This is a genomic window from Methylocella tundrae (genome assembly GCF_038024855.1).
Taxonomy (GTDB): domain Bacteria; phylum Pseudomonadota; class Alphaproteobacteria; order Rhizobiales; family Beijerinckiaceae; genus Methylocapsa; species Methylocapsa tundrae.
The window spans coordinates 2,809,775-2,823,203 of sequence record NZ_CP139089.1; the positions used below are offsets into that span (position 1 = coordinate 2,809,775).

The window sequence follows — 13,429 nt, forward strand, 5'->3', positions numbered from 1 at the left end:
CCCGAACTTGATGGGATCTGCGATATGGAGCCTCGCGTGACCAAGTCCGACAAATCAGGCTCGATTGAGGACGGCTTTGAAACGGGGTCGGGCGCGCCGCGCACCGCCGAGCGAACGCTCGAAGAAGCCATCGGCGCACAGATCCGGCAGCATCGGAAGCGCCTCGACATTACGGGCGGCGAGCTGGCGACGGCCGCGGGCCTTTCGACTGGCATGCTCTCGAAGATAGAGAACGGCCAGATTTCGCCTTCCCTATCGACGCTGCAATCGCTGGCGCGTGCGCTCAACCAGCCGCTGTCGACATTTTTTACGCCCTATGAGGAACGCCATGACTGCTCCTTCGTGAAAGCGGGGCGCGGCGTCAACATCGAGCGGCGCGGCACCAAGGCCGGCCACCACTACCAGCTTCTTGGGCATTCGCTCGGCAAGGACATCGTCGTCGAGCCGTTTCTCATCCAATTGTCAGAGGAGGCGCGGCCCTACACCTCGTTTCAGCACGCCGGCGTCGAGCTCATCTATATGCTGGCGGGCAAGGTGCTCTATCGCCATGCCGACCGCAGCTATCTGCTCGAACCCGGCGACACGCTGTTTTTCGACGCGGCCGCGCCGCATGGGCCGGAGGAGCTGACCGAACTTCCGATGACCTATCTTTCAATCATCATCTATCCGAACGACTGACGGCGCGGGCTTCGCCCCGGCTTTGGCGCGCTTCGTAAAAATTATCTTTTCGAAGATCATTTTCCGCTTGCTGTTTCCTATAGCGACGTATAATTTCTTTAGAAGAAATTGTCGACGGGAGACATTTGAGCGATGTGCGGCATAGTGGGATTGTTCCTTAAGGACCCGTCGCTTGAGCCGGATCTTGGCCGGCATCTTGCGGTGATGCTTGAGACGATGACGGCGCGGGGTCCGGACAGCGCTGGTTTTGCGATTTATGGCGATGGCTCGCCGGAGCGGATCAAGATCACGCTTCGCGCGGGGCGTTTGTTTGACGCCGGGGCGCTGGCTGTATCGCTGGCTTCGGCGCTTGATGGCGAGGTCGACGTCGTCGCGCGGGGCACGCATGTTGTGGTGACGGTTGCGGCGGAGCAGGCGGGCCTGGCGCTGTCGGCGATCGGGGATCTTGACGATGATCTGACGGTGAGTTCGGTCGGCTCGCATATGGAGCTTTACAAGGAGGTTGGACTTCCGGCGGATGTTGCGCGGCGGTTCGGTCTTTCGCGGATGAGCGGGACGCATGGCGTCGGGCATACGCGGATGGCGACGGAATCGGCGGTGACGACGGCTGGGGCGCATCCATTTTCGACGGGCAAGGACCAGTGCCTTGTGCACAATGGCTCGCTTTCGAACCACAATGAGCTGCGCCGCCGGCTGACGCGCGAGGGGATTTCGTTTGCGACGGAGAATGATTCGGAAGTCGCCGCCGGCTATCTGTCGTGGCGTCTTGCGCAGGGGGAAAGCCTTGGCGGCGCGCTTGAAGCCTCGCTGAAGGATCTCGACGGCTTCTACACTTTCGTGGTCGGCACCGACACGGGCTTTGGCGTGTTGCGCGATCCGATCGGCTGCAAGCACGCGGTGATGGCGGAGACCGAGCAATATGTCGCGTTCGGCACCGAATATCGCGCTCTGAGCCGCCTGCCGGGCATCGAAAACGCCCGCGTCTTCGAGCCCAATCCCGCCACCGTCTATTTCTGGGACCGCGCCGCATGACCACTCAATTTTCAGCGAAAGCGGTCGACCTCGCCGCGACTTCGGTGCGTGAACTCAACGCCGCCCTTCACGCGATCAGGGAAGGCGGCAATGTCGCGCGCTGGCAGGTTCTCAATCCGCGCGGCGTGCACGCCGTGGCGGCCGGCGTCGACGCCGACGTGACGATCGAGATCGACGGCGACGTCGGCTATTACTGCGCCGGCATGAACAAGCGCGCGACGGTGATCGTCAACGGCAGCGCCGGGCTTGGCCTTGGCGAGAATATGATGTCGGGCCTCATCTATGTGAAGGGCGACGCCAGCCAGGCGGCGGGCGCGACGGCGCATGGCGGCGCCATCGTCATCGAGGGCAACGCTTCGGGGCGCTGCGGCATTTCGATGAAGGGGGTCGACATTATCGTCAAGGGCTCGATCGGGCCGATGTCCGCCTTCATGGCGCAGGCGGGGACGCTCGCCGTGTTTGGCGACGCCGGCGACGCGCTCGGCGATTCGATCTATGAGGCGAAGCTTTATGTGCGCGGCGCGGTGAAGAGCCTTGGCGCGGACTGCGTCGAAAAGCCGATGGACGACATGCATCGCGCCGAGCTCTACGCGACGCTGGAGCGGGCGGGCGCGGCGGGCGAAGTCGACGTCGGCGAGTTCAGGCGCTACGGCTCGGCGCGCGCGCTCTACCATTTCCATGTCGACAATGCGGGGGCCTATTGATGAACGATCAGATTCGTATCCCGCGCACCTTGCCGCGCTATTCGGCGACGTTCGATCCGCAGACGATGTCGGAGATCCGGCGCGCGGCGGCGACGGGCATTTACGACATCCGCGGCGGCGGCGCCAAACGCAAGGTTCCGCATTTCGACGACCTCCTGTTTCTCGGCGCCTCGATGTCGCGCTATCCGCTCGAGGGCTATCGCGAGAGATGCGACACCTCGGTGGTGCTCGGCGCGCGCTTCGCCAAGAAGCCGATCGAACTGAAGATCCCGATCACCATCGCGGGCATGAGCTTTGGCTCGCTCTCGGCGCAGGCGAAGGAGGCGCTGGGGCGCGGCGCCTCGGTGGTTGGCACGTCGACGACAACCGGCGACGGCGGCATGACGCAGGAGGAGCGCGGCCATTCCTCGATCCTCGTCTATCAGTATCTGCCCTCGCGCTATGGCATGAACCCCGACGATCTGCGCCGGGCGGACGCCATCGAGGTGGTGATCGGACAGGGCGCGAAGCCGGGCGGCGGCGGCATGCTGCTTGGCCAGAAGATCTCGAAGCGCGTCGCCGAGATGCGCACGCTGCCGGAAGGCATCGACCAGCGCTCGTCCTGCCGCCACCCCGACTGGACCGGGCCGGACGATCTCGAAATCAAGATCGAGGAGCTGCGCGAGATCACCGACTGGGAGAAGCCGATCTATGTGAAGGTCGGCGCGTCGCGGCCCTATTACGACACCGCGCTGGCGGTGAAGGCGGGCGCCGACGTGATCGTTCTCGACGGCATGCAGGGCGGCACGGCGGCGACGCAGGAAGTGTTCATCGAACATGTCGGCATTCCGATTCTGGCGGCGATCCGGCCGGCCGTGCAGGCGCTGCGCGACCTTGGCATGCACCGCAAGGTGCAGCTCATCGTCTCGGGTGGCATCCGCAACGGCGCCGACGTCGCCAAGGCTTTGGCGCTTGGCGCGGACGTCGCCTCGATCGGCACGGCGGCTCTCGTCGCGCTGGGCGACAACGACCCGCATCTTGAGGCCGAATATCAGGCCCTTGGCACGACCGCCGGCGCCTATGACGACTGGCATGAAGGGCGCGATCCGGCCGGCATCACGACGCAGGACCCCGAGCTCGCAAAGCGGCTTGACCCGATCGCGGCCGGGCGCCGGCTCGCCAATTATCTGTCGGTGCTGACGCTCGAGACGCAGACCATTGCGCGCGCCTGCGGCAAGAGCCATGTGCATAATCTCGAGCCGGAGGATCTTGTGGCGCTGACGGTGGAGGCCGCCGCCATGGCCGGCGTTCCGCTCGCCGGGACGTCGTGGATTCCGGGAGCCGGAGAACGATAGCGGGCGCAGACCCACGTCGCCTCAGCTGTGGACTTCGAATTGCTTGAACAATTCGAAGGTTCGTATCGGCCAACCAACGGTCACAATATTTGGAGAGGAAGCTTATGTCGACCCTGCTATCGGAAGTCGCCGCGGAGCGCGGCATCAAGAACTTCCTGGTATCCTACACGGATCTGTTCGGCCACATGCGCGCCAAGCTGGTGCCGGCGCGGGCGATCGACAAGATGGCGCGCGACGGCGCGGGCTTTGCGGGCTTTGCGACCTGGCTCGATATGACGCCCGCCATGCCGGACATGTTCGCGGTGCCGGATCCGGACAGCCTCATCCAGCTGCCGTGGAAGCGGGAAGTCGGCTGGCTCGCCGCCGATCTCTACATGGAAGGCAAGCCGGTCGATCAGGGCCCGCGCAATGTGCTGAAGCGCCTCATCGCCGAACTGAAAGAGCTTGGCTATGAGATGCGGGCCGGCGTCGAATGCGAGTTTTTCCTGCTCGCGCCCGACGGCTCCTGCATCGCGGACGGCGCCGACAAGCAGGCGAAGTCCTGCTATGACCAGCAGGCGCTGATGCGGCGCTATGAGGTCATCACCGAGATCTCGGAAGCGATGGACGAGCTCGGCTGGAAGCCCTATCAGAGCGACCATGAGGACGCCAACGGGCAGTTCGAGATGAACTGGGAATATGACGAGGCGCTGAAGACCGCCGACCGGCACTCCTTCTTCAAATATATGGTGAAGTCGCTGGCCGAGAAACACGGCATGCGGGCGACCTTCATGCCGAAGCCGTTCCTCAATCTGACCGGCTCTGGATGCCACTCGCATGTGTCGCTCTGGCGCGGCGAGGACAACGCCTTTGAAGACAAGGACGGCGAGCTTGGCGTCTCGGAGCTCGGCTACCGTTTCCTCGGCGGCCTGATGGAGCACGCCGACGCGCTCTGCGCCCTCACCAATCCGACGGTCAACTCCTACAAGCGCCTCAGCGCGCCGCGCACCACCTCCGGCGCGACCTGGGCGCCGAACTCGATCACCTACACCGGCAACAACAGGACGCATATGATCCGCATTCCCGAAGGCGGACGCTTCGAGTTCCGCCTCGCCGACGGCGCGACGAATCCCTATCTGCTGCAGGCCAGCGTCCTCGTCGCCGGCCTTGACGGAATGAAGAGCAACCGTCATCCGGGCGAGCGCTCCGACTTCGACATGTACGCCGAGCCGCACAAGGTCAATGGCGCGAAGAAGCTGCCGCAGAATCTGCTCGACGCGCTCCGTCTCTTCGAATCCTCCAAGATCGTCAAGGAGGGCCTTGGCGAGTCCTTCGTCAGCTCCTACGCCAAGCTCAAGCACCAGGAATGGCAGGACTATACGCGCCATCTCAGCGACTGGGAGCGCGACCACACGCTGGATTGCTGAAACGCAGCCTCATGGGCGCCGGCGCGCGGCGCCCGCGTCGATCACAAATCCGCGCCGAAAGATATGACGGATGACATTCTCCGGCTTTGAGCTTTTGAAGAACGCGCTGAACGGCGGCGCCGGCTGGACGCCGCACTGGCGCAAGGCGCAGCCGAAGGCGGCCTATGACGTGATTGTCATCGGCGGCGGCGGCCACGGCCTCGCCACCGCCCATTATCTCGCCAGGGAATTCGGAATCCGCGACGTCGCGGTGATCGAAAAAGGCTGGATCGGCTCCGGCAACGCCGGACGCAACACGACGATCATCCGGTCGAACTATCTGCTTGCCGGCAACATCCCTTTTTATGAACTCGGCATGAAATTGTGGGAGGGGCTGGAGCAGGACCTCAACTACAACGCCATGGTGTCGCAGCGCGGCGTGCTCAACCTCTGTCACAGCGACGCGCAGCGCGACGCTTTCGCGCGGCGCGGCAACGCCATGCGGCTCAATGGCGTCGACGCGGAGCTGCTCGACCGCGAGGGCGTGCGGAAAATGGCGCCCTATCTCGATTTCGACAACGCCCGCTTCCCGGTGCAGGGCGGCCTGCTGCAGCGGCGCGGCGGCACGGCGCGCCACGACGCCGTGGTGTGGGGCTATGCGCGCGCCGCCGACCGGCGCGGCGTCGACATCGTGGAGAACTGCGAAGTCACCGGCCTCAGGCAGGAGAACGGCAAGATCATCGGCGTCGAGACGACGCGAGGCTTTATCGGCGCGCGGCGCGTCGGCGTCTCGGTCGCCGGCAACTCGTCCCGCGTGGCCTCGCTCGCCGGACTGCGGCTGCCGATCGAAAGCTATGCGTTGCAGGCCTTTGTGTCCGAAAGCCTGAAGCCGGTGATCGACTGCGTCGTCACTTTCGGCGCCGGGCATTTTTACATCTCGCAATCGGACAAGGGCAGCCTCGTCTTCGGCGGCGATCTTGAGCCCTATCCGTCCTATGCGCAGCGCGGCAGCCTCGCAATCTTCGCCGACGTCGCCGAAAACGCCATGGCCCTGATGCCGATGCTCGGGCGCCTGCGCATTCTGCGCAGCTGGGGCGGCCTCATGGACATGAGCATGGACGGCTCGCCGATCATCGACAGGACGCCGGTCGACGGGCTGTTCTTCAATGGCGGCTGGTGCTACGGCGGCTTCAAGGCGACGCCGGCGGCGGGCTTCTGCTTCGCGCATCTGATCGCCAAAGGCGAGCCGCATCCGGCCGCCGCGGCCTACCGGCTCGACCGTTTCGAAAGCGGCCGCGTCATCGATGAAAAGGGCGCCGGTCCGTCGCCCAATCTGCATTGAGATGATAATCGTCATGAATGATCGTCACCGGCGCCCGGCACAAGGTTTTGACGCATGCTGATCCAGTGTCCCTATTGCGGGCCGCGCGACCTTGCCGAGTTCGCGGTCAATGGCGAAGCCGTGGCGCGGCCCGGCGCCGACGGCGGCCTCGACAGCGCCGCGAGCCGCGCCGCCTTCGCCACGGCCGTCTATCTGCGCGACAACCCGGCCGGGCTCCACCGCGAACATTGGTTCCACGCGGCGGGATGCCAGAGCTGGCTTCTCATCGAGCGCGACACGCGCACGCACGACATTTTGAAGGTCGAGGCGACGCGGGCGCCGGAGCAGGCGTCATGAGCGGCGGCGGCTTCAGGCTGGGCTCCGGCGGCCTCATCGACCGCTCGCGCCCGCTGTCCTTCACATTCGACGGCAGGAGCTATCAAGGCTGCGCCGGCGACACGCTGGCCTCGGCGCTGCTCGCCAATGGCGTGCGCGTCGTCGGCCGCTCGTTCAAATATCATCGTCCGCGCGGCGTGCTCTCGGCGGGGCACGAGGAGCCGAACGCGCTCGTCGAACTGCGCTCCGGCGCGCGCCGCGAACCCAACGTCAAGGCGACGACGATCGAACTCTACGACGGCCTTGTCGCGTCGAGCCAGAACCGCTGGCCCTCGCTCGGCTTCGACGTCATGGCGCTGAACGGCCTGTTGAAGCCGGTGTTCGCGGCGGGCTTCTACTACAAGACCTTCATGTGGCCGGCGTCCTTCTGGGAAAAAATCTATGAGCCGGTCATTCGCCGCGCCGCCGGGCTCGGCCGCGCCAGCGCGCTCGAAGATCCGGACAGCTATGAGCATTCGAACGCCCATTGCGACCTGCTTGTCGCCGGCGGCGGCGGCGCCGGGCTGATGGCGGCGCTGACCGCCGGGCGATCGGGCGCGAAAGTCATTCTCTGCGAGGATCAGCCACGCCTTGGCGGCCGGCTTCTCGATGAGCGCGAGAGCGTCGGCGGCCAGCCGGCCGCCCAATGGGTGAACTCCGTCGCCGCCGAACTCGCCGCCATGCCGAATGTCCGCGTTTTTTCGCGCGCCAGCGTCGTCGCGGCTTTTGACGGCGGCGTGTTCGCGGCGCTGGAGCGGGTCGCCGACCATCTGCCGGAGCCGCCGCCCTTCACGCCGCGCCAGCGCTTCTGGCGCATCGCCGCCCGCCGCGCCATTATCGCGACGGGCGCGAGCGAGCGGCCTTTGGCGTTCCCGGACAATGACCGGCCGGGGATCATGCTGGCCGGCGCCGTGCGGTCTTATCTCAACCGCTTCGGCGTCGCCGCGGGCCGCCAAATCGCGGTCTATACGGCGACCGACGACGGCTGGCTCACCGCGCGCGACCTCATCAAGGCGGGGCTCCCTCCGGTCGTCGTCATCGACGCGCGCGAAAAGGCGCCGGCGGAGTTCGCCGATGTGGCGAAGGCCGTTCCCGTCGTGCTCAATGGCGCCGTCGTCGCCACGCAAGGGCGCAAAGGCCTCAGCGCCATTACGGTCAAAGGATCGGGCGCCGCGCAAAACTTCGCCGTCGACGCGCTCGCCGTCTCGGGCGGCTTCAACCCCTCTATTCAGCTTGCGAGCTGTTTTCGCGGCCGTCCGGCCTGGTCCGACAAGATCCAGGCGTTCCTCGCCCCTGGCGTCGACGGCCTTCACATGGCGGGGGCGGCGGCCGGCGTCTTCGCGCCGGGCGAGGCGCTGAAAAGCGGCGCCGACGCGGGCTCTGCGGCCCTGCAGGCGCTCGGCCTCCCGGTCAAGCCGGTCGAGCTTCCCGCCATCCGGCACAGCGCGGCGGGATCAGCGCCCGCCTGGTGGCGGCCGGGCCGGGGCGGGGACGCCAGGGTGTTCGTCGATTTCCAGCACGACGTCACCGCCTCCGACGTCATCCTCGCCCATCGCGAAGGCTATCGCTCGGTCGAACATCTGAAGCGCTATACGACGCTCGGCATGGCGACCGACCAGGGCCGCACCGCAAACCTCGACGCGCTCGCCATCATGGCGCAGCTGACCGGCCAGTCGATCCCGCAGACCGGCGTCACGCTGGCGCGCCCGCCGGTGGTTCCGGTCGCCCTCGGCGCCGTCGCCGGCGCGCACCGGCGCGGCGCCTTCAAGCCTTTGCGCGAGACGCCGATCCACGCCTATGCGCTGGAGCGCGGCGCGCCCTTCGTCGACGCCGGCCAGTGGAAGCGGCCGCAGTATTTTCCGCTCGCCGGCGACGCGGATCTTCTGGCGACGGCCAACCGCGAGGTGAATGCGGTGCGCTCAGGCGTCGGCGTGACCGACGTCTCGACCCTCGGCAAAGTCGAGGTCGAGGGGCCGGACGCGGCAAAGTTCCTCGATCTCGTCTGCGCCATGCGCCCGTCGGCGATCAAGGTCGGGCGCTGCGGCTATCTCATCATGCTGCGCGAGGACGGCTTCCTCAAGGACGACGGCATGTTCGCCCGCTTCGCCGAGGACAGATATGTCGCCTATGTCTCGACGGCGCACGCGGCGCCGGTCTACCGGCACATGCAATATTGCCGGCAGGTGCTGTGGCCGGAGCTCGACGTCAACCTCACGGCGGTCACCGACGGCTGGGCGCAGCTCGCCATCGCCGGGCCGAAATCCCCGGCGGTGCTGCAGGCGCTCGTCGACGCGCCGGTGTTGATCACCCAGGCGGATTTTCCGCCGATGCGGGCGGCCGAGATCACGATCTGCGGCGGCGTTCCGGCGCGCCTTTGCGCGCTGTCCTTCTCCGGCGAGCGCTCCTTCGAGCTTGGCGTTCCGGCGGGCTTTGGCGACGCGCTGATCCGCCGCGTCATGGCGGTCGGCGAACCTTATGGCGTCGTCGCCTATGGCAGCGAGGCGATGGGCGTGATGCGCATCGAAAAAGGCCATCCCGCCGGCGGCGAGATCAACGGCCAGACCACCGCCTATGATCTCGGCATGGCGCGCGCGCTCGCCAAGGACAAGGATCATGTCGGCCGCGTCCTTTGCGCGCGCGAGGCGCTCGTCGATCCGGCCCGGCCGCGCCTCGTCGGCGTCAGGCCGCTCGATCCCGGTCAACGCATTCGCAGCGGCGCGCATATCATCCCGGCCGGCGCCGTTCCTGGCGCCGAAACGGATCTTGGCTGGATCAGCTCGGCCTGCTGGTCGCCAACGCTGTCCTCCTGGATCGGCCTCGCCCTGGCGTCGGGCGGCCCGGACCGGATCGGCGAAAAAGTGCGCGTTTACGATCCCCTTCGCGGCGGCGACGTCGCGGCCGAAATCGTCGCCTCCTGCTTCGTTGATCCGAAAGGCGAGCGCTCCCGTGTCTGACCCCTTTGCAACATCTCATGCGGCCGGCGCCGCGGCCGGGCTCGCCCTGGAACTGACGCCGCATTATTTTCGCGCCGGACGTTTTGGCGCGCCGGCGCCGGCGCCCGGCGTGACGCTGGAGCTGGTCGCCGGGGAGGACCGCTTCAACATCGAGGCGCGCCGCGGCAGGACGGCGGAGCTCATCGCGGCGATCGGCGCGGCGTTCGGACAGGCGCCGGCCGACGGCCCGCAAACCGTCGAGGCGGGCGGCTTTTCCTTCGTCGGCGTCGGCCCGTCGCGCTGGCACGCCATTGCGCGCGGAAAAGACCGCGCCCCGCGCCGCGCCGCGCTGATCGCGGCGGCGCGCGATCTCGCGACCGTCGTCGACGTCTCGCACGGCTTCACGGCGTTCAGGCTCAGCGGACCGCGCGCCGCCGACGCGCTCGTCAAGCTCGTCCGCCTCGACCTCGACCCGGCCGCCTTCCCGCCAGGCGCCGCCGCCGCCACCGAGCTGCACGGCATGAGCGTCCAGCTCCGCCGCACAACCGCCGGCCACGCCTATGAATGCGCCGTCGCCCGAAGCTTCGCCGCAAGCCTCTACAACGCACTCATCCACGCCAGCCACCAATACGCCGTTTGGGTCGACCTCGCAGAAGAGGTTTGAAGCAAACGCGCCGGCCCTCGGGGCGGCAACGCGCCAAACGCATGTCTTCTTGCTCGGCGAAACGGGCCCGCGCCGCCGAAGTGCGAGGGCGGATTGAACCGCCCTCGTCAAAGCTTGTTACGCTTTCAGCTGGTCGCGAATCGGCAGCTGCCTCACACGCCGTCCCGTCGCCGCGAAGATCGCGTTGACGATCGCCGGCGCGACCGGCGGCACGCCGGGCTCCCCGACGCCGCCGAGCACATGGTTGTAATCGGCGAGCGGCAGCAGGTGGACGTTGATCTCCCTGGGAGCCGCGTCGATGCGGGTGATCTCGTAGCCATCGAAATTGTTCTGCTGCGCACGGCCGTCCTTGAAGCTGATCTCGGCGGTGAGCGCGAGACCCATGCCCATCACCACCGCGCCTTCCATCTGAGAGCGGATGCGTTCGGGATTGACCTGCGGGCCGCAGTCGATCGCAATATCGACGCGGGGGATCGTGATGACGCCTTTATCGTCGACCGCGACTTCCGCCGCGACGGCGGTATAGGTCACGAAACTATAGTGCCCGGCGACGCCGAGGCCGCGGCCCTTCGGCATCTTGCGGCCCCAGCCGATCGCGCTGGACGCCGTCTCGATCACGCGGCGCAGGCGGCCGGTGTCGATCGGATAGAGTTTCGGATCTTCGCCGTGGTTCCACCCGTCGCCGAGGCTGGTCGGATCGATGACGCGCGCCGGGCCGATGAGCTCGAGCAGATAGTCTTTCGGATCGCGCCCGGCCGCATGCGCAAGTTCCGCCACGAATGACTGAATCGCGAAGGCGTGCGGAATGTTCGACACCGAGCGGAACCAGCCGATGCGGACATGGGCCGGCGCCTCCGGGTTTTCCATCCGGACATTCGGAATGGCGAAGGGCATATTGACAAGGCCCATGCCGAGTTCGAACGGCTGTTCATGGTCCGCGCCCGCCGCGAAGATCGAGGCGATTGTCGGCGCGACGCTGCGATGCAGCCAGCCGGTCGGAAAGCCCTTTTCGTCCAGCGATGCTTCGAGACGTTCGACCGAGACGGTGTGATAGAAGCCGTGATGGATATCGTCTTCGCGCGTCCATTGCAGCTTGACGGGGGCGCCGTCCATCGCCTTGCTGCACAAAGCGGCTTCGACCACATAATCAGGCTTTGATTTGCGGCCGAAGCCGCCGCCGAGCAGACTGACATTGACGGTCACATTCTCTTCGCCGACGCCGAGCTGGCCGGCGACGAGCGTGCGCGCGGCCTGCGGCGCCTGAACCGAAGTCCATATGTCGCAATGACCGTCAGTGATCCGCGCGACGGCGGCCATGGGCTCCATCGGCGCCTGCGCGAGATGGGGCACGTAATATTCCGCTGACACGCGCTTGGCCGCCGTCGCGAAGGCCGCGTCGACGTCGCCCTGGGAGCGAACCACCTTGCCGGGCTTGCGCGCGGCCTTCTCGAGCTCGGCGCGGAAGGCGGTCGAGTCATAGGCGGCGTTTGGCCCGTCGTCCCACACGATGTTGAGCTTTTCGCGCCCCTTCATCGCCGCCCAGGTGCTTTTGGCGATGACGGCGACGCCGCCGAGCGGCTGGAACTTGACCGGCGCCGACGGCGGAGCGATCTGGATCACCTTGACGACGCCGGGAACCTTCAGCGTCTCGGCGGCGTCGAAGCTTTTGACCGTGCCGCCAAACACCGCCGGCCGGGCGACGACGGCGTAAAGCATGCCATCAAAGCTCTTGTCGGCCGCGTAGAGCGCCGCGCCGGTCGTGATGGCGCGGTTATCGACAATCCCGAGCGTCCCCTTGCCGATATAACGAAAATCCTTGGGGTCCTTAAGGACGACGGACTCCCGCGCCGGGACCGGCAATTCGGACGCCGCCTTGGCGAGCGCGCCATAGCCGAGGCTCCGGCCGGATTTGGCATGGGTGACGACGCTGTTCTCGGCCTTGATTTCGCCCAGCGGAACGCCCCATTGCTTGGCGGCGGCCTCGATCAGCATCAGGCGCGCAGCCGCGCCGGCATGGCGCATATGCATGAAGAAATGACGCGTCGAACGCGAGCCGTCAGTGTCCTGATTGCCATATCTGGCTTCATCGCCCTCGGCCTGCTTCACATGGACCTTCGCCCAATCGGCCTCGAGTTCATCGGCGATCATGATCGCCCAGCCTGTGCGGACGCCCTGCCCCATATCGGAGCGCGGGCAGGTGATGGTGACGGCGCCGTCATCAGCGATCGAGACGAAGACTTTGGGGTTGTCCTGCCAGCCGTGCGGCATGCCGTCGGCCCCAAACGCCTTGGGCTTGGCTTCTTCCGCTTTAGCGGCGCGCGGCAGCGACACGGCGAGCACCAGGGCGCCCATGCCGCCAAGCAGGCCGCGCCGGCTGACGTTGACGATCTCGCCGCCGGCTGGCTCTTCGACCGAGGCGGCCCGGGAGAAGGAATGGTCATGGGTCATCACAGCCCTCCTTTGCTGGAATTCGCCGCTGCATTGGCGGCCTGCTTGATCGCCGCGCGGATGCGTGGATAGGTTCCGCAGCGGCACAGATTGCCGCTCATCCCATTGTCGATCTCTTCATCCGTGGGCTTTGGCGACTCCTTGAGGAGCGATGCGGCCTGCATGATCTGGCCGGCCTGGCAATAGCCGCACTGGGCGACGTTCAGCTCGCGCCAGGCGATCTGGACAGGATGATTGCCGTCAGGAGAAAGCCCCTCGATCGTCGTGATCTGTTGGCCTTCCGCGCTGGATATGGGGGTGGCGCAGGCGCGCGTGGCCGTTCCGCCGAGATGGATGGTGCAGGCGCCGCATAGGGCCTGTCCGCAGCCGAATTTCGTTCCGGTCAGGCCGAGTTCGTCACGCAGATACCAAAGCAGCGGCGTGTCCGGATCGCCGTCGAAGGTTCGCGCTTTGCCGTTCACCGTCGTCTTGATCATCATTCAATCTCCAATGGAGCGGCTGAAGCGTTTCAGCCGCCGAGTTGGCAAAGTCCGCTTGTCTGGAAAAAGAAGTCCA

11 protein-coding genes are annotated in these 13,429 nt (G+C 66.4%); 9 read left to right on the plus strand and 2 right to left on the minus strand.

Translation table 11 applies throughout. The features are described from left to right. The first annotated feature begins 24 nt into the window (after positions 1 to 24). The 9 genes from SIN04_RS15215 (at position 25) to SIN04_RS15255 (ending at position 10,426) form a co-directional block, all read left to right on the plus strand. On the plus strand, positions 25 to 678 hold the full coding sequence (locus SIN04_RS15215) for an XRE family transcriptional regulator (protein ID WP_341264027.1): 654 nt from the start codon (positions 25 to 27) through the stop codon (positions 676 to 678). A gap of 132 nt (positions 679 to 810) precedes the next feature. After that, a complete protein-coding gene (locus SIN04_RS15220; RefSeq protein WP_134490540.1) occupies positions 811 to 1,710 on the plus strand; it encodes a class II glutamine amidotransferase in 900 nt (299 codons plus the stop codon). Next, on the plus strand, positions 1,707 to 2,414 hold the full coding sequence (locus SIN04_RS15225) for a protein glxC (protein ID WP_134490542.1): 708 nt from the start codon (positions 1,707 to 1,709) through the stop codon (positions 2,412 to 2,414). The genes SIN04_RS15220 and SIN04_RS15225 overlap by 4 nt, the downstream gene beginning before the upstream one ends. After that, entirely contained in the window at positions 2,414 to 3,748 is a 1,335-nt protein-coding gene (locus SIN04_RS15230) for an FMN-binding glutamate synthase family protein (protein WP_341263998.1), read from the plus strand. The genes SIN04_RS15225 and SIN04_RS15230 overlap by 1 nt, the downstream gene beginning before the upstream one ends. Positions 3,749 to 3,852: 104 nt before the next feature. Then, a complete protein-coding gene (glnT, locus tag SIN04_RS15235; RefSeq protein ID WP_134490174.1) occupies positions 3,853 to 5,154 on the plus strand; it encodes a type III glutamate--ammonia ligase in 1,302 nt (433 codons plus the stop codon). A gap of 70 nt (positions 5,155 to 5,224) precedes the next feature. Next, on the plus strand, positions 5,225 to 6,475 hold the full coding sequence (locus SIN04_RS15240; protein ID WP_341263997.1) for a sarcosine oxidase subunit beta family protein: 1,251 nt from the start codon (positions 5,225 to 5,227) through the stop codon (positions 6,473 to 6,475). Between the two features lie 54 nt (positions 6,476 to 6,529). Beyond that, positions 6,530 to 6,811: a sarcosine oxidase subunit delta gene (locus tag SIN04_RS15245; protein ID WP_134490172.1), complete on the plus strand. Its 282-nt coding sequence runs from the start codon at positions 6,530 to 6,532 to the stop codon at positions 6,809 to 6,811. Beyond that, complete coding sequence (locus SIN04_RS15250) at positions 6,808 to 9,783, plus strand: sarcosine oxidase subunit alpha family protein (protein ID WP_341263996.1); 2,976 nt, start codon at positions 6,808 to 6,810, stop codon at positions 9,781 to 9,783. Before SIN04_RS15245 ends, SIN04_RS15250 begins: the two co-directional genes overlap by 4 nt. Then, positions 9,776 to 10,426, plus strand: coding sequence for a sarcosine oxidase subunit gamma (locus tag SIN04_RS15255; protein WP_341264028.1), 651 nt, complete (start codon positions 9,776 to 9,778; stop codon positions 10,424 to 10,426). Before SIN04_RS15250 ends, SIN04_RS15255 begins: the two co-directional genes overlap by 8 nt. 117 nt (positions 10,427 to 10,543) lie before the next feature. Here SIN04_RS15255 and SIN04_RS15260 read toward each other — a convergent pair whose 3' ends face one another. Together SIN04_RS15260 and SIN04_RS15265 are read right to left on the minus strand one after the other, a co-directional pair. Further along, positions 10,544 to 12,874: a xanthine dehydrogenase family protein molybdopterin-binding subunit gene (locus tag SIN04_RS15260; RefSeq protein WP_341264029.1), complete on the minus strand. Its 2,331-nt coding sequence runs from the start codon at positions 12,872 to 12,874 to the stop codon at positions 10,544 to 10,546. Beyond that, positions 12,874 to 13,350, minus strand: coding sequence for a (2Fe-2S)-binding protein (locus SIN04_RS15265; protein ID WP_134492573.1), 477 nt, complete (start codon positions 13,348 to 13,350; stop codon positions 12,874 to 12,876). The genes SIN04_RS15260 and SIN04_RS15265 overlap by 1 nt, the downstream gene beginning before the upstream one ends. Positions 13,351 to 13,429: the final 79 nt, after the last annotated feature.